Source organism: Aliikangiella sp. G2MR2-5, assembly GCF_015687155.1.
Classification (GTDB): Bacteria; Pseudomonadota; Gammaproteobacteria; order Enterobacterales; family Kangiellaceae; genus Aliikangiella.
The window spans coordinates 1-16,232 of the sequence record NZ_JADPQF010000007.1; the positions used below are offsets into that span (position 1 = coordinate 1).

Annotated in this window: 24 protein-coding genes; 9 read left to right on the top strand and 15 right to left on the bottom strand. The window is 41.7% G+C overall.

Translation table 11 applies throughout. The annotated features are described in order from the left end of the window. The coding region (locus IYN84_RS18130; protein WP_196140687.1) for a hypothetical protein at positions 1-211 on the bottom strand (211 nt) is incomplete at its 3' end. 862 nt (positions 212-1,073) lie between these two features. Between IYN84_RS18130 and arfB the strand changes: the two genes are divergently transcribed. Further along, complete coding sequence (gene arfB / locus IYN84_RS18135) at positions 1,074-1,511, top strand: alternative ribosome rescue aminoacyl-tRNA hydrolase ArfB (RefSeq protein WP_196140688.1); 438 nt, start codon at positions 1,074-1,076, stop codon at positions 1,509-1,511. A 54-nt stretch (positions 1,512-1,565) separates the two neighbouring features. On the opposite strand, the gene IYN84_RS18140 is transcribed toward arfB, so the two are convergent. The 5 genes from IYN84_RS18140 to IYN84_RS18160 form a co-directional block, all read right to left on the bottom strand. Continuing rightward, positions 1,566-1,820, bottom strand: coding sequence for a VF530 family DNA-binding protein (locus IYN84_RS18140; protein ID WP_196140689.1), 255 nt, complete (start codon positions 1,818-1,820; stop codon positions 1,566-1,568). 6 nt (positions 1,821-1,826) lie between these two features. Further along, complete coding sequence (locus IYN84_RS18145; protein WP_196140690.1) at positions 1,827-2,114, bottom strand: DUF6172 family protein; 288 nt, start codon at positions 2,112-2,114, stop codon at positions 1,827-1,829. Positions 2,115-2,218: 104 nt separating this feature from the next. Continuing rightward, entirely contained in the window at positions 2,219-2,473 is a 255-nt protein-coding gene (locus tag IYN84_RS18150; RefSeq protein ID WP_246723037.1) for a hypothetical protein, read from the bottom strand. 66 nt (positions 2,474-2,539) lie between these two features. Beyond that, complete coding sequence (locus IYN84_RS18155; protein WP_196140691.1) at positions 2,540-3,505, bottom strand: thioredoxin family protein; 966 nt, start codon at positions 3,503-3,505, stop codon at positions 2,540-2,542. A gap of 110 nt (positions 3,506-3,615) precedes the next feature. After that, a complete protein-coding gene (locus IYN84_RS18160) occupies positions 3,616-3,870 on the bottom strand; it encodes a hypothetical protein (RefSeq protein WP_196140692.1) in 255 nt (84 codons plus the stop codon). A gap of 297 nt (positions 3,871-4,167) precedes the next feature. On the opposite strand from IYN84_RS18160, the gene IYN84_RS18165 reads away from it, so the two are divergent. From IYN84_RS18165 to IYN84_RS18195, 7 genes are all read left to right on the top strand, one after another. Beyond that, on the top strand, positions 4,168-4,536 hold the full coding sequence (locus IYN84_RS18165; protein ID WP_196140693.1) for a group 1 truncated hemoglobin: 369 nt from the start codon (positions 4,168-4,170) through the stop codon (positions 4,534-4,536). Positions 4,537-4,818: 282 nt separating this feature from the next. After that, positions 4,819-5,925 carry a glycerol-3-phosphate dehydrogenase/oxidase gene (locus IYN84_RS18170; protein ID WP_196140694.1) on the top strand — a complete coding sequence of 369 codons (1,107 nt, stop codon included), beginning with the start codon at positions 4,819-4,821 and terminating at the stop codon, positions 5,923-5,925. Between the two features lie 271 nt (positions 5,926-6,196). Beyond that, complete coding sequence (locus IYN84_RS18175) at positions 6,197-6,856, top strand: LiaF domain-containing protein (protein WP_196140695.1); 660 nt, start codon at positions 6,197-6,199, stop codon at positions 6,854-6,856. Between the two features lie 394 nt (positions 6,857-7,250). After that, positions 7,251-8,714: a class A beta-lactamase-related serine hydrolase gene (locus IYN84_RS18180; protein WP_246723038.1), complete on the top strand. Its 1,464-nt coding sequence runs from the start codon at positions 7,251-7,253 to the stop codon at positions 8,712-8,714. A gap of 8 nt (positions 8,715-8,722) precedes the next feature. Beyond that, entirely contained in the window at positions 8,723-9,103 is a 381-nt protein-coding gene (locus tag IYN84_RS18185) for a DUF6249 domain-containing protein (protein ID WP_196140696.1), read from the top strand. 16 nt (positions 9,104-9,119) lie between these two features. Further along, a complete protein-coding gene (locus tag IYN84_RS18190; RefSeq protein WP_196140697.1) occupies positions 9,120-9,644 on the top strand; it encodes an RNA polymerase sigma factor in 525 nt (174 codons plus the stop codon). Then, positions 9,645-9,869, top strand: coding sequence for a hypothetical protein (locus IYN84_RS18195; protein ID WP_196140698.1), 225 nt, complete (start codon positions 9,645-9,647; stop codon positions 9,867-9,869). Between the two features lie 66 nt (positions 9,870-9,935). On the opposite strand, the gene IYN84_RS18200 is transcribed toward IYN84_RS18195, so the two are convergent. The 8 genes from IYN84_RS18200 to IYN84_RS18235 all read right to left on the bottom strand — a co-directional run bounded on the left by IYN84_RS18200 (position 9,936) and on the right by IYN84_RS18235 (position 14,868). Next, on the bottom strand, positions 9,936-11,543 hold the full coding sequence (locus tag IYN84_RS18200; protein ID WP_196140699.1) for a LysM peptidoglycan-binding domain-containing protein: 1,608 nt from the start codon (positions 11,541-11,543) through the stop codon (positions 9,936-9,938). A 117-nt stretch (positions 11,544-11,660) separates the two neighbouring features. Further along, positions 11,661-12,080: a hypothetical protein gene (locus IYN84_RS18205; RefSeq protein WP_196140700.1), complete on the bottom strand. Its 420-nt coding sequence runs from the start codon at positions 12,078-12,080 to the stop codon at positions 11,661-11,663. Positions 12,081-12,117: 37 nt separating this feature from the next. Then, the gene (locus IYN84_RS18210; protein WP_196140701.1) at positions 12,118-12,549 is read right to left on the bottom strand and encodes a hypothetical protein; all 432 of its coding nucleotides are present in this window, start codon (positions 12,547-12,549) and stop codon (positions 12,118-12,120) included. Between the two features lie 70 nt (positions 12,550-12,619). After that, positions 12,620-12,796 (bottom strand): hypothetical protein, encoded by a 177-nt coding sequence (locus tag IYN84_RS18215; RefSeq protein WP_196140702.1) that lies wholly within the window; start codon positions 12,794-12,796, stop codon positions 12,620-12,622. 40 nt (positions 12,797-12,836) lie between these two features. Continuing rightward, the gene (locus tag IYN84_RS18220; protein ID WP_196140703.1) at positions 12,837-13,307 is read right to left on the bottom strand and encodes a hypothetical protein; all 471 of its coding nucleotides are present in this window, start codon (positions 13,305-13,307) and stop codon (positions 12,837-12,839) included. A 38-nt stretch (positions 13,308-13,345) separates the two neighbouring features. Continuing rightward, entirely contained in the window at positions 13,346-13,606 is a 261-nt protein-coding gene (locus IYN84_RS18225) for a hypothetical protein (RefSeq protein ID WP_196140704.1), read from the bottom strand. Between the two features lie 105 nt (positions 13,607-13,711). Next, on the bottom strand, positions 13,712-14,335 hold the full coding sequence (locus IYN84_RS18230) for a DUF2589 domain-containing protein (RefSeq protein WP_196140705.1): 624 nt from the start codon (positions 14,333-14,335) through the stop codon (positions 13,712-13,714). Between the two features lie 38 nt (positions 14,336-14,373). Next, complete coding sequence (locus tag IYN84_RS18235) at positions 14,374-14,868, bottom strand: DUF2589 domain-containing protein (RefSeq protein WP_196140706.1); 495 nt, start codon at positions 14,866-14,868, stop codon at positions 14,374-14,376. 574 nt (positions 14,869-15,442) lie between these two features. On the opposite strand from IYN84_RS18235, the gene IYN84_RS18240 reads away from it, so the two are divergent. Beyond that, on the top strand, positions 15,443-15,763 hold the full coding sequence (locus IYN84_RS18240) for a hypothetical protein (protein WP_196140707.1): 321 nt from the start codon (positions 15,443-15,445) through the stop codon (positions 15,761-15,763). Positions 15,764-15,914: 151 nt separating this feature from the next. Here IYN84_RS18240 and IYN84_RS18245 read toward each other — a convergent pair whose 3' ends face one another. Continuing rightward, positions 15,915-16,193, bottom strand: a complete 279-nt coding sequence (locus IYN84_RS18245) for a DUF4242 domain-containing protein (protein WP_196140708.1) — start codon at positions 16,191-16,193, stop codon at positions 15,915-15,917. Positions 16,194-16,232: the final 39 nt, after the last annotated feature.

The following is a 16,232-nucleotide window of genomic DNA, read 5'->3' on the forward strand; positions in this document are numbered from 1 at the left end:
GTTTCGCAGCGCTGCGCTTTCCTGCGACAGTTTTTTGCTCCTGCAAAAACTGCATACAGTCCATCCATGGACATAAGTAACTTTTTGTCAAGAGCAACAAAAAGTCACCAAAAAATGCCCAACGCTCAGGCCACTGGGCCAGCGCAATTGACTCTTGATAAGGCCTTAGCACTTCCTGGTCGCCCACCAACAATTTGTATTCACGCCCCACCCTCTAGTAGGACCTCTCTAGGAACCATGAATAATACATTTTGAGTCGTGACTATAGTCGTTGGTAAAAACTATTTTTAGGGTTAATAAAACCAGAACTGATCGAAATAAGTTAAAGGTTTGGATGGATTTTACAGCCTGAACTTAACTCAATTCGTAACCCCGGCGCGAAAGCAACCGTGCCCAGCATTTGGCTGCAATCATACCTTGAGGGCGATAGCAATTATCAGTTTTATCCAGGTCAAAGTTTTAGGTGACATCAACGCGCTCATGTAAGAGTGCCAGCGCAGCGAAAAAGGGCGTTTTTGGGTACTTTTTTCGCTCTTGAAAAAAGTATCTCGCAGGAAAGCGCAGCGCTGCGAAATGCTCTTGAACTAATAATTTTGCCAAGCTTTTAAAAAAGCGGAAGTCCCCTTTAGATAAATAGCTCCCGCTTTTATAGCTCTCAGAAAAAATTAACCCCAAGAAAACAACGACCTTAATTTAAATCCCCCCAATTCCTACACATAAAAAGCGCCAAAATTTCCCCTAATACAAACCTTTTCTTACGGCTTTGCCCAATATCCACAATCGATTTAAACGCCCCCTTTTAACTCACAATAGTAGGCGTATACTTTTTAATGTCCTGGACTCTCGAACATAAGAGGTTTGGCTCGCAGAAACTGAAATCCCCAATAAAGACAAGGTACTGATAGGGCTGCCGTATCAGGCGCGACTGGTTTCTGTCGCCAGAAAAGTCGAGCTCCTCCCCTCCCTGAGCGAAGAGTTCAATCACCCCGGCAACATTTAACTTTATAGTCTAATTATTAGCCTGGCACTATCGCCAGGCTCCATTAATGGCGAAAAATTGTTATGATAGGCCGATGAACGATTTTATCCAGAATGACCACATTATCTTCTCTAACCGGGTAGCGCTCCCAATTTCAGAAATTGAGCTTTCAGCTATCCGCGCACAGGGCGCCGGTGGACAAAATGTCAATAAGGTATCTTCTGCAATTCACTTGCGCTTTGACGTTCAAAACTCTTCATTGCCCGACTTTTACAAAGAGCGCTTACTTGCGCTCAAAGATAGTCGAATCACCAAACAGGGTATTATTGTGATAAAAGGACAGGAATTTAGAACCCAGGAGAAAAACCGCATAGCGGTATTGGAACGACTATACCAGTTGATTAAAGAAGCCACCAAAGTTACAAAACCTCGAAAAGCGACCAAGCCGACCAAATCCTCGCAAAAGAAACGACTCGACTCAAAAACTCGGCGTAGTGGTATCAAATCAATGCGCGGAAAACCTGATTTTTAATAATGAATAAAATTAGCGGCGCCATGCCGCCAGTTCATCGCAGGATTATCTACCCTATTTTTTTTGCCCGGCCTGAATCCAGGGATTACTCTCACTAAAAGTCGAAAGATAGAGCAGCTCAACTTTACTTCTGGCCCAGTCTGTCTTACGTAAAAATTTAAGGCTCGATTTGATCGAAGGCTGGTCTTTAAAGCAGTTAATATTAATTCGAACGGATAATTCATCCCATCCATAGTGTTCCACCAGTTGTTCCAGAATGGTTACCAGCTTCACACCATGTAGTGAATCTTTCGGATTGCTATGCGACATGGATTATTATTGAGGACTTTTTCTTTTGCCCGGCCTGGCCAGAATTTCGACGTAAAAAGACGTCAATCCGTCGGCTTCGGCTTTATCGATCTGCTTGTTTATTTCGGTTACGTGAAGAGAGCTTGCTTCAATTTCAGTCGGACCGAAACGACAGTCAAAATCCCAATATCCGGCATCTTCCGGCAGTGGCTTATTTCTTTCTCGTTTCAGGTATTTTTTGATCTCATGCTTAACAGCTTCGACCATTCGAGCCACCTTGATTTTCGGATGGGTTAGTTCAAATGTTTTTTTCATGCTTTTCCTGGTGCCCGGGCTCCCGCCTGGGGATTGACTTTAGTGACTTAACTATTTGATATTCATCAACAAATGATATTAGTTTTGGGTATCTGCCTGGCATATCAATTTGTTCGACAAGTGTGATAATCATAGCAGCAAAGCTGACAAGAGAGCTGACGAATCTGATCTTCTTCCTCGTCTTCCTCGTCTTCCTCGTCTTCCTCGTCTTCCTCGTCTTCCTCGTCTTCCTCGTCTTCCATGTCTTCCATGTCTTCCATGTCTTCCATGTCTTCCATGTCTTCCATGTCTTCCATGTCTTCCATGTCTTCCATGTCTTCCATGTCTTCGAATATCTGCTTATCTTTTGCGTCAGGCATACGCTTGTAGCTGATAGCGAAACTATTATACGCCGCTTTGCCGCACCAGGCGATAAAGAATACGCGCTATAACGAAATAGAGCCTTCAAGAATCGCGTCAATCTGCTTCTTCAGCACATCTTTGTTTTGAAAATTCTCAAATCTCTCAACTTCCTGTCCGTTTTTAAAGATGAGCAGAGTCGGCAATTTATTCACCGAATATTTGAGGAAAGTCTGATTGTTGGTATCTATCACGGTAGGGACAACCGATTGATAGCGCTTGCGATATTCCTCAACTTCCTTTTGCGAAGTCCAGAGCCGAGAAACAATCGCTTTAAATGATATTTCAGGAAAATCCGTGTTTAAGCGGTTAAGACCTTTTTGTCCGCTAATACAGTTTCGACTTTGTTCAGGCCTTGATTCGGTCAAATACCAGTCACACCAGGTCGCCGAAAAATAAAGTGCGCTCCACTCCGTTTTCGGTAGAGAAATCGTTTTTTTCTCTGCTCCGGCATCAAAGACTTCTATCTTAAGCAACTCTTTACCAAATTCTTCAGTTTTAGCGGAGTCTTCTCTCGCCAATAAGTCGAGTCGGCGATTTAGCAAAGCATCAACCTTGTGACCTCTATGGACCAACTGTCCCTTCGTATTAAGTAGCAGATGCAAAGGTGTACCTGGCAAATCAAATGTTGCAGCAATTTTTCCATTCGCATCTACCACAGTAGGCATCTTCATCCCATACTGTTCAATCATATTATTGACCGATACAGCATCATCATTGATATCAATATTGACCGACACAAACTCGATTTTGTCGCCATATTGCTGATGAGCCTCTACAAAATGCGGCATTTGTTCATTACAGGGCACACACCAGCTTGCCCATAATTTTAGATAGACCGGCTTCTTACCAATAAACTCGTTAATGCCAATTGCCTTTCCCTGAATATCAACAGAGGGAAGCACCAGCGCGACACGACTGTCCGTTTTCGCCCAGGCGGCGAAGCAGTTACCAAAAAAAAGTAGTAGAAAAACCAAAACGTTTGTATACATCGTCAATACCTGTATCTATCCAACAAATTTTCTGTGGATAATAGTGGCTTTAACAGTGAATGAATTGTAAATTTTGGACATAAAATTTTGGAGATAAAACCCGGTTCAGTTCAATCCAGCCTTTTCTTCTTTGCATTGGTAATAGAATCTGTCAGTTCATCCACCTGCTTTTTGCACTGCTCTTGTTGGCTTTTAGGTTTGGCATCACACCCTTTGGGCTTTTCATCTGGACTCAGAACATCCTTGGCAATAATCACGGAACCAGTGATCGGTTCGGCAAACTCTCTATCAGGATCTAAAATTGTGGAACAACCAACAAGTGAACCAGTGACCAGCAAAATACCCGTGAAATAGCGCGTTTTCATATTCTTCTTCCTATTCTTCGTCCTTAAAGCAATGAAGCTTTATCGATTTATACCTGTATTTTCGTGAACTTTAGCCCGACAAAACAACCGGGAACAAATTGAAAGCATACTAACATTATTTCGGATTTTAAAAACTTTCCTTAAATAGCTCAATTGCTATTTTGAATAAGCGCCAGAGTTGTTTTTCTTATAACTTCGAACTCTCTATTTTCAGTTAATGCATTGATAATCTATACCCGATAAGCTATTACTTTATAGGTGATTATGCACTGAGACCAAAATTAAAGGCAGTGAACCTTGGATAATTCGCTTTTTTACCGTGTAGGAGGAGACGCAGCTGTCGAGGCAGCGGTTAACCTGTTTTACGAAAATTTTATCAACGAGCCAAAAATCAAAGGCTTTTTCACCGATGTAGACCACGATGAGCAACTCGTTAAGCTGCGCAAGTTTTTCAAAAGCATTATGGGAGGCGAGGAAGAGTTTAACCGAGTGGAACTGCGTGACGTTCATGCTCCGCTAGTTGAAAAAGGACTCAACGACTCGCATTACGATATTTTTATCAAAATTATGACCCAAACTTTGAATGAGCTTGATATTCCCGTGGAGATTGCGGAAGACTTTGTTGAGCTTTGTGAAAGCTTTCGAGATGATGTGCTGGGACACTAATTGTGTGTTGGGAGCACGACAAACTGGCTGTGTGGCGTTCGTCCCTAAGAAAAATCCAGATAAATTTTGAAATGGCCCGTTAGCCACAATATGCGCAGTTCTTAAGCTGGCGTCGAATGTATATTTGCCTTGAATGTATATTTGCCTTGAATGTATATTTGCCTCGTATAGGCTTGCAGATTTGCGTGCCGATGAGCCATACCATCCAGCTTAATATTGCGACTCTCACATTTTTCGCCAATACTTGAACTAACTTCTGAAAATATCCGAGATGCCAACCATATGGCAGAAAAAAACGCCTTAAAAATCGCAGTCGTCGGTGGTGGCATTAATGGTCTTTGTTGTGCCTGGCAGCTGGCCCTGAATGGTCATCAGGTGACATTATTTGAAAAAGATGAATTAATGGGAAAAACGAGCACCGCATCAACCAAATTACTTCATGGTGGATTGCGATATCTCGAAAACTTCGAATTTCGACTGGTTAAAGAGGCATTGCATGAGCGGCAATGGTGGCTCAACAATGTTCCCGGTCTAACCCGCAGACTGCCAATTCTTTACCCGCTCTACAATCACACTCGTTCTCGCTGGAAAATAAAACTGGGATTAATGCTGTACGATTTTCTCGCCGGGAATAAGGGGATTGGCAAACATCGTTGGTTAACCCGCAAACAGGTTAAGCGATGTTCGCCAAAACTATTGCAACGGGGATTAAAAGGGGCCTATTTATTTATCGACGGTCAAATGGATGACAGAGCGCTCGGACTTTGGGTGGCCGAACAATGTGAAAAGGAATCGGTCAAGTTTCGAACGAATACTCAGGTTACCGCAATTGATGCCAGTGGCGTCTTGTCAGTGAAGACCTCAACAGCGACCGATTCAAAGCTGGCCGATTCCAAGCTGGAGTTTGATCGAATTATCAATGTTGCCGGCCCCTGGAGTGCTCAGTTACTGGAAGATTCTAATGTCGAATCCCGGCAGACTCTGGATCTGGTTCGGGGAAGCCATCTGATTGTTCCGCCAATCTCAAAATTTGGTCACTTGCTTGAAGTGCCCGACGAAAAACGAGTAGCCTTTGTACTTCCGTTTAAAAACAGAACCCTGCTTGGAACAACCGAAGTACGCCAAAAAATAAGTGACCCCATCAAGTGCTCCCGGGAAGAACAAAACTATCTGCTGTCCCTGTACAACTATTACTTCGAACCCAATATTCAACCGGACGATATTGAGGCAAGCTTTTCCGGCCTACGACCTCTTCTCGGCGGCAGCGAGGATGCAGGCAAAGCGAGTCGCGAATATCGAATTGTTCGACAAAATCGGTTAATTAGCATATTCGGCGGTAAATGGACTACTGCCAGAGCACTTGCTCGCTCTTTACTCAAGCACTTGTAGTATTTTGAGTGGTACTAATGTCAATCCATCAAACAACTCTGGTAATGGTCAAACCCGCAAATCGACTTAGCTAAAAACACTAATAATTAACGCCTGTGACAGTTAAAAAAAGCACAACCAAACTAACCAATTGAAATATAACACTTTTTCTATCTGGCATTATAATTGCTCAATAATATGGATATTTCGAATTGACCAGTTGGGTTATTCGATTTAAAGCACTGATTTATTCTATAATCCATCCAACACATTACAGTAAAAGGAATGACAAATGCCTGTAAAACCTGAAGACCGCCCTCTTCACCAGGTTCGTGAAGAAGTAATTGACCAGTTAATCATGAACTATGGTCACGACAAGCTTTCTCTCCAGGCCTTTGAAAAACGTCTGGATACCGCAATGGAAGCCAAGGATACAAAAACCCTTCTGGCTTTGACTGAAGATCTTGATCTGGTGGTTGATAATGACTTTGTCTCAATGAAAAAAGCACAAATGTCGCTCAACCCGGAGCTGGAGAATGGTTCACATGCGGACTTTGGCGATGAAGTCGATGATATGGTCAATATATTCGGCGGCAGTGGTCGTTCCGGGATGTGGAACGTCGCCAGAGAAATCAACGTGACAAATGTTTTCGGCGGCGGAGATATAGACTTTACGGATGCCCATTTCCTTCACCCGACAACACATATAAAAGTGTTTAGTCTCTTCGGCGGTTCGACCTTTCTTGTTCCCGAGGACATTAATGTCAGGGTCAAAGCATTTTGTATCTTTGGTGGAGTTAACAACAGTGCACCATCAGTTAATCAACCGAATGTACCAACGCTACTGATAGAAGCCACCAGTATTTTCAGCGGTATCAACATTAAAGTTCGACGAACCCTCAAGCAACGTTTTATGCGCTTTGCGGAAGGGGTAAAAAATATGCTTTCCTGAAGATATAGCACGTCTGCTTAAACCGGCTTTATTAGAAACTACTTTTGAGTCGCTATAAATAGATAGCCATTTAAATCAAGTCTATTCTCAGCCAGTTCGTTCTAGTCGTGCAGAGAGATAAAGGGAGTGGTAGCCTGAACAGGCCAGCTCCCTTCTGGTTGCCACATTGCTCACCCATGACATATCAAAAAACGTTCAGGCTTGGCTAAATAAGCATGATTAAAGCAACGATATTCCAATCAATGCTTCTCAAATTAACCATCACAAAATTAACCATCGTAAAATCCGCCCTGAATCAACCGGTTCTCATCAATTTTAAAAAAAATATAAATAATTAAATCCAAATGTACACTCCAGAGCATCTAACTCCAGGTAATACAATAAGGAGTAACGAATGAACCTGTCTCGAATGCTGTTTTTGGCTTTTCTGTTTGGCACCAGTACGATAGCAAATCTGAGTTTTGCCCAATCTGTTAATAAAGAGTCCGAGAAGCTTAGTGAAGAACTTGAAAGACTGGATGCGGAATTTTTTGACAAAAGTTTCAATCAGTGTGAACTCGACTATCTGGATCAGCATATCGATGAGGCACTCGTTTTTTATCACGACCAGTCGGGAATACAGCACAAGCAGGATTTTTTGAAGGCTGTTCGGGAGAATATATGTTCAAACCCGGAACAAAAACCAATTCGTCATCTAACTCCGGGCTCACTTTCGGTTTCGCCTCTGTATAACCAGGGCAAACTCTACGGCGCGGTTCAAAGTGGCGAGCACGAATTCTATATTCGAGCGCCGGGCAAAGCAGATCGTTTAACCAGCGTCGCCAGATTTACCTCGGTTTGGACCAAAAAGAAAGATGACTGGGTCTTGTCCAACGTGCTTAGCTACGATCACCAGAGTCCATCAGTGGATAAACTAATCGTTGATGCTTTGAAAAAAGCGCGTGTACCGGCGCTTGGACTAGGCGTCATTACTCAGGGAAAGATTAGCAAGACACAGGTTTACGGCGAACTTAAAAACGGGGTTCCAGCGCCGGACAATACACTGTTTAAAGTGGCCTCTTTAACCAAACCAGTGGTCTCTTTTGTGGTACTGCGATTGATTTCTGAAGGAAAGCTAAGACTGGATGAGCCTCTCTTTCCTTACTGGGTGGATCCCGATGTTAAAGATGATCCGAGACATAGACGGTTGACAATCAATCATGTTTTGACCCATCAGACCGGTTTCAAGAACTGGCGCTGGATGAATCCGGACAACAAGCTAGCCTTTCATTTTGAGCCAGGTACCCAACATCAATATTCCGGAGAAGGCTTTGAATATCTAAGAATTGCACTGGAAAATAAATTTAATACCAGCATTGAATCGCTCGCCGAAGAATACCTGTTTACACCGGCTGGTATGAAAGATACTCATTTCTGGTGGAATGACAAAGTCGAACAAAGCCGTTATGCCGTCAATCATAATGAAAACGGCGAAGCTTATCCTGTCGAAAAATATTATGTTGCCAATGCTGCCGCTAATCTGATTACCACAGTAGAAGACTATACCCGCTTTCTTCACTATCTGATGCAACAATCGGAATCGATGCGACCCGTTTATGAAGCAATGCTAACCAAGCATGTTAAAATCGAGGACAATGACTACTTTGGATTAGGCTGGGAAATATTGACTGACTTTCCTCAAGAGGAGTTTGCTCTGATTCATACCGGAAAAGATCCCGGAGTAAACACGCTCGCAATATTTTTCCCAAAAAGTAAAAACGCCTATTTAATATTCTTAAATGGTGACAACGCAGTGCCTGTATTCGAAAGTACTCTTAGACATCTCTATTTAGGCGATGCTTTGTGGCAAAAACGATAGGAGAAAGCATGAACAATTTAGAAGAGATCTTGATACCAATAAGTGTCTTTATATCCATTACTCTGTTATTTGTTGCATTACTTATCTATCAATATAAAACCAAAAGAATGTTTCTGAAAACAGTAGAAAATGCAATTAGTCAGGAGCAACCAATAACTCCCGAAGTAATTAAAGAAGTCGCTCGCCACTTTTATTCTTCTTCAAAAGACTTACGCAAGGGAATAATGCTGATTGTTGTCACTCTGGCCATACTCATCTTTTCCTGGCTGGTGGACTTTCCGCAAAACGGCGCGGTCGACCTAAACGATATGATAAACGGAATAGCGGCTTTCCCTGGATTATTCGGTCTCGCCTACCTGCTACTTCATCAGCTTGATAAGAAAACCTGAGCCTGGTTGAAACAGTGTGAACAAAGCTTCCACCGAACAACTTGTCGCTCTAATTCAGAATACCGGCGACAGAAATGCATTTAATGAGCTTTTTAGTCGATATGATACTAAGCTACGTGCGTTTCTTGCCCAGAAATACGAGAATATCATGATGGATGATATTCTTCAGGAAACCTATGTGAAGGCCTTTTTAAACTTCAATCAGTTTAAGGGGCAATCCAGCTTTTCAACCTGGTTATGTCGCATCGCATTTAATGAACTGCTTCAATCCAGAAGAAAAATTTCCATTTTTCAAAGGCTCAAGGAAAAATGGCAGACCAACATTTATCGTCCAGAAAATTATCTGGAAAACCATGCACTATATATTGATGCCGAACGAGCGATCAATTCGCTCAGCAGTATTCAGCAAAGAGTATTTGTTTACGTAGAATTACTCGGCTATTCACATAGCGAAGCTTCAAACAAACTCAATATCCCGCTAGGTAGCGTGAAAACCTATATTAAACAAATCAAAGGTAAACTGGGCAGCGAGGAGCAATAAATGAAAAAATTCACCTACAGACAAAAACTCAGACTATATTTTTTCCAGCATAAACGAGTACTGATAATAATCTTTGCTTTCCTCGCGGCCGCAGCAATCACACTGTATCCCTTGAGCGATTTCTTTTTTGAGGGAGGAAGTCAGGAAAATATTTTGGGCTCACCGTTGTTAATCTTTTCGTCAGGAAGCTTGCTGGTATTCTGTATTCTACTTCTGAATGATTAATCAGGCTAAAAGCAGAAATATTTGAATAGATGGAAAATCGACTTCTGGACAATATCTACAACTTCACTAACCGATCCCGAGAGCTGCTTTAGCCTTTGTCAAATACACCTTACGATCATCCAGTCCGTTAGTTCCGCCATTGATTCGCTTGGTAATGTTTAACAAGTCGTCTTTGTCAGCGGCTTTATTCAAATTTTTGTCACACCAGAACCAGCAGGCAGCCGCAACAGAATAATCCGGATTATCTGCTACCCAGTCAGGATTATTAACAAAGTCGATTTTCATAGTTTGAGTAAAGCGACTGTAGTTATCCTTACCGGTTAGTTGAATTAATCCTCTGCCTCGATACTTCCAACCATCGCCACTAGCTTCGTCTCCATTCTTCATGCGGTTGGCATAGACTCGGGAAGCAATTTTTTCAGGCTGGCGAGCATATTGCTGGGCTAGCTCTTCTGTTGGGAAATATTTATTAAAGACTTTTTGCAAAGCTTCTGCGCTGTAATTCAGATTTTCTTCTTTGTAATTGAAACATCCACTTTCATGCGCTAGCTGGGCTAAAAAGTGCGCACATCTTAATGGAGTATTGATCTTGAATTTTTGCATTTGCCGGTTGAGTGGCTCTATATAGGTATGCAAAGTTTCCTTATTGGAGTTTTCTGCGATTTGGCTTAACTGCTCTAAAGTGATTGATTGACCATTTCCTGTCGCCGTTACTTTATCTCCACTGGATGATGTTGAGTCTGCAACCCTTATTTTCAGCACCTGACCAATTTTCAATTCATCCGGGTTGTCGAGATTATTCAGCTCTGCAATCTCTTTGTAACGGGCAGAACTGCCAAGCAGTCTGGCAGCAATATTGCCCAAAGTGTCTCCTGCAGCAACGGTATATTGTTTAAATTCACTTTGCTTATCTTCATTCTCTGGCTGCCTGGTAGTTACCGGGTGAGTTGTTTCCATTTTCGCATCATCCTTTAGATTTAACGCCGGCGTTATCTCGGTTGCCATTCCTGGACTGGATTCAGAGGGGGTTGCCGATTCAAGCTGTCCATCAGACAAATTAGCATGAGAATCAACCTCTGTTGTATCAGCACTGGAAGTCATTAACGGGCTCCCCGCACCTTCTTCTCTCCGCTCCCTCTGAGAACTGCTACTAACAGCAACACTTTCAACTTGCTTATCAATAGCATCGTCGTCTTCAATATTTTTTCTGTTGTCTTTTTTTCGACCTAATCGTCGAGAAACGAAAGGCGGTATCGTTCCTGTCGGATTACTTTCAAAAGGACCACTATTTGTTGGTCCGCGCCCCGGAGAGCTATTTCTACTTTGAAATACTATGGTGATTGTGGAGGATAAAAAAGCCAGAAATCCGCCAAGAACGATATGAAATGACTGAAAAACAGTTCTCTGATTTTCTTCAATAGAATCCTGACTATTACGAATCATGTTATCAATCATTGACTTAAATTGCTGCGCAGATTCTTGTGAATTACTCGATTCGTACTGCTCAAAAATTCTGACGTAGTCCTTAACAGTCTCTTCTTGATCAGATAGAGACATAGGTGAAAAAGTAACCATTGCAATAAAGGTAAAAATGAGCATATAGACCAAAAGCACAATCAACCAGATTTTATTCGCAAAAACCTTATTGTTGCTTGCAGCTCTTTTCTTAGCCATTTTCTTACCTGTACTAGAAAACATAACAATATTCGCGACTCAATGAGAAATACCTTGATAAAAGTAGATAAAATCGAACGACAAAATCACTCCATCAGAAGCCACTAATTTGAATTATTACCCATCCGCTTTTGGCTCTTCATCAACTTTACCTTTTGATTGAAACAGCATGGTAATGGTAGAAGAAAGAAATGCGAGGAAAGAGCCTAAAACAATATTAAAAGACTGAGAAGCAAGTTGCTGCATATCCATCGCAGAAGCCTCTGACTCTTTAATCATTTCATCCATTATCGGTTTAAAATCATGCCCCCCTCGGCCTCCTTGAGCGGCTCTTGATTTCTCATACTCCTCAAGAATCTTGACGTACTTGCCAACGGTATTATCTGGATCATTAAAAGACATCGGCCAGAAGGCAACATAACCGGTATAACCAAAAACGAACATATAAACTAACGTGATAATTCCCCAAATCCGAAACTTCCCGGTATCAAGAATACTTGACTCACCGGATACCGGTTGTTTTTCTGAATCAGTCATGCTGCATCTCCAGTCTCATTATTTTAATTACTTATAATTAACTAGCAGACTCCTGTCTCGAAAGAGTCACTTGCTGTTTTTCACCTTTTTTAGTTTCTATATTCAGTAAAAGTTTCTCGTTTTCCATGGTAAGACTCATGTTAACACCGTTAAGCTGTTTACATCTCGGGCCGTTAGCACCAACCAGAGGATACTTAACCGAAAACTTTTTCTGCGGAGCTGCGCCTTCGACATAGTAGACTTCAAGCTTGCATCCCCATGGCTCACCGTATTTCAGTTCACCTGCCAGTTTAGGTTCGGTATCCTGATCAAGATGTAGTAAAACACTAAAAGACGAATCGCCAGTAGCATATGCTCCGCTCCAGTTACCCGTCATGGTTTCACAAAATGCGGATGCTGACAGACTGAAAAAAGCGACACAAACGATGCACATACTCTTTATACTTGTCATATTCTTTATACTTGTCATATTCCTTTTCTCCTCTACTTTTACCTATCCACCCCAAACGCTGCGGGTAAAACCTGTTTATAAAATTTGATTAAGCGGCCTTTTTAAAACGCGAAAAGATAGAAAGAAATACATTCCTGACCTTTTTGCTAGTTTTGATTTTAGCCGGTTCATTTTTCTCATCTTCCATTTGAATAATTTCCAGCAACCTCGCTTGATCATTTTCTGATAGCGTCAACTGATATACCTGTCGTTTAAAGAATATCATTATTACTCATCCTTTCTGACTGACTCTGCATTCATTACTTTTACTTTTCAATTTGCTTGAACAGAGTACCATTAATATAAACATTCACCTTTCCTGGCTGGCGACCAATAAGTTCAACGCGCATATTGTAGCGCCGTGAAGATTTTGCTACGTCACCGCTAATAATCCTTAGTGCAACGCTTTTTTTACCTTCAACGGAAAAGTGTTCAAGTTCAACTTCAAAATTCAGGGTTACACCACTAATCTTGTGTTCTACCGGTTGCAATATTGAAGCCACCGGAATCTTGACCATTCGTTTAGACTCCATACCAATCTTTTCAGGCAGGCGAATATCTAAACTGGGTATTTGTGCGACAAGCTCTTTGCCGTCGCCAACCATTTTTAAACCTCCGGTCAAACGAGCAATTCTCTGCTGACTCTTATGCTCGATTGCCTCTTGAGCCAGACCCACCTGTTGCCTGATCGCTTCGAGAAAACCATCGAGATCCCGAGCTTCGACTTTCTCAAACATGACAAAGTACTCGACCTAATGGTAGTTCGTTTGCCACATTATTCATCTGCCAGCCACATTGGCTTTCTCGCAAAACCAATGTGATAGACGATGCTTTGCAAAACGACCTGGTGCTCACCAATATTTAAAATATTAAAGTTTTTTTCCTGACCGATTATTTTTCCTTTCGGGGCCTCGGACAGACATCGATTGAGAAGCTGATTAGCCTTAACGACTTCAGCTTCAGATTTCATTTTTTCAGGATCATTATTTCCCACAACAATTCTTTTTACATAGCCTACGTCGGTTAAATCAAACATATTTTATTCTTCACTTTTTATTTTAATCTCTATACCTGATCACCAATACAAAAGAACCAAGCAGACAGGAAATCCCGGCCACTCAGCTCTTTATGGGCCTCAAAATTAAGAAGCCGGTGCGGTAATTCGCTTAGGCGCGATTGATGAATTCATCATATCCATGACTCTCGCCAAACCTTCCGGCATACCATTGTCTCTTGCTTTCACATCAACATGATACTTAGCGGATGTATCTGTAGAGCGGGCGCTTTCCTTTGATGATGACACAGAGCCACTGATATTGACTTTGGCTGAGAAGGGACCAAAGCCATATGAAATATCGGCGCTTAAAGAAGCCTCTGCTGCAGTAGAGCTTTTCACACTGGAAGAAGACTTTACTTCCATATCAAAAGTAATATTGACATCTTCAATGCTTAAGTTTGGCACCTTGACTACAGCCAGCAATGGTACTTCAAGTTCTACAGTCTCAGTCGCTACATCACCGTTTTCGTCCGGCTGAGCGTTTTCTTTAGGCCGCTCAAACTTGAAAGCCGCAGTTCTAATATCACCCCATGGATTACTCGGATCGACTTTTCCGTCGCTACCGATATTTGGCATAAAGCCGACCTTTTGAATAAAAGCAGCCGTTGCATTTGCCAGGTTGACTTGTGCGTCACAAGCGGCTTGCAATGGCCCTCCGATAAGGTCACCCATGGGCAACCCTTTGAACTGATCTGCAATTTCAGACATCAGCTTTCTCCTTACGTGTTGTTAGTTAATCAAGCAATCTAAATTAATTTATTCAATAACTGCATCAACCTCGACATTCCCTCGGTGGGCTCTTTAGCCTCTACTTTTACAGAAAGCCTGGCCATCTTATTTTGTGAAGCAGAATCAAAGTCAACACCAATCGCATCAGCTTTGTTCATCTCATGCCAATCACCTGCCGGGGTAAAACTCGATGTTCTAACCGGCTTTTTCGTTGCTTCTGTCGCTCCTAAATTTGTCAGGTCAACCTCAAACTCTACTTCCATTTCTTTAATATCCAGGAAGTTATTCCCAACCAGAGATAACAAAGGCAAGCTAATATCAAGCTCATCATATTCGCCGGCTTCATGAGAAACATCCGGCAATTTAATATTCACCATTTTTGGCCGATTGCTTTCCTGGTCGAAATATTGACCAATTTTCGCAATCTGATGCTGGTCAATTCGATCTTGCGCTTCAATAACTGAGCCTGCCAAAGCACCGATTAAATCGTCTAAAGTAATCTGTGTAGCCATCTAATATCCCAAAAAAATAACATCGGTTAATTGTTAACAGGCAAAGCCTGCCCGCAGCAAAATTGTTTGCTTATTTTCAAAGTAAAATGAATAAGTAACCAGGTTCCAGTGTTACCAAAGGTTCGAATCCTGCTATAGCTTCCATGTAAGACTTCGTTTTTTATCCAGTTAACTCGAACTAAACCTAATGCCGAAAGTTAAAGAGTCAATTTTGAGTCTAGTCAGAAAAACTGGAGACGCGATTTCATTTTGAGATTTAATTTAATTTTTTAGACAATATTAAAATTATTATTGAGCCGAGAGATTAAAGCTGGCGAGGCCCGATCGTCAGCACAAGACAGACTCGGACTAAAGGCCAGATAGAAAAACAAACCAGATCACCTGGAGTTTGTCTGGTGTGGCTATTCGTTTTTCAGCTTCCTTTTTGTTGTTTCAACTGTGTCAATTAAAATCAGGTTTTCAAGCGGTAACATTCTAAAAAATTCTCTGTTAATAACTTGAGATTAATAAAGCTTGTTTTTTATCTCATTCAGCAATATATTGATTTTGAGATACTGAAGTTCGGAGAGCCCTTATGTCACAAGTAGTAGAAGATTTTAGACAAGCTGAATGGGACGCTTCCAGGCAACTCGCTTGCTACCTTCCCTATCAATTTCAAAATAAGACCGTATTTAAGGGATTTGATGCTCGTTGTGGAGGCTGTAATCGCGGAATCTTGCCTCACTATTTGAAGGGATTTATCCAGTCTATGGCAGAAGACAAATGTCTGCTTTCCAGCATTGGCTACTGTATGCGATGTAATTCGGTAACCTATTTTGATTTTATCATTACTGCAGGCAAAGAAATGAAAGTAGAATCCGTTGACTTGCGTAATGAAACGACAAGCTATTGCTAATTCCTGACTTCAATTAAATAAAACCATTAGCAAACAGACAAAATAATGGCCAACACTTGGTCGGCCAAGGACATTGTGTATTAAGATAACAGTATGTATTTAGATAACAGTATGTATTAAGGTAAAAATTGTCGACTACTAACGTTTCGAACTAGGCTGCTTCTGACGTTGTAGGGTCGATCATGGTTTTGACTTCACTAACTTTACTCACCGGAAATTCTCCCATCTCTGCATGTTTTCGAATTAGAGTTTCATTTGGTGAAATATATACACAATAAATTTTGTTCGGGGTAACAAATGACTCTACCCATTGGATTTCAGGCCCCAGATCACGCAATACATCACAGGATTTGCGAGCAATCAAGGCTAGTTCTGATGCCGCTATATCTCCGGCACCTTCGAGATCTCTTTCAATCATATACTTAGGCATAGCAACCTCCTTGGTTCAGCCTGTCCAGTATAACGCCTC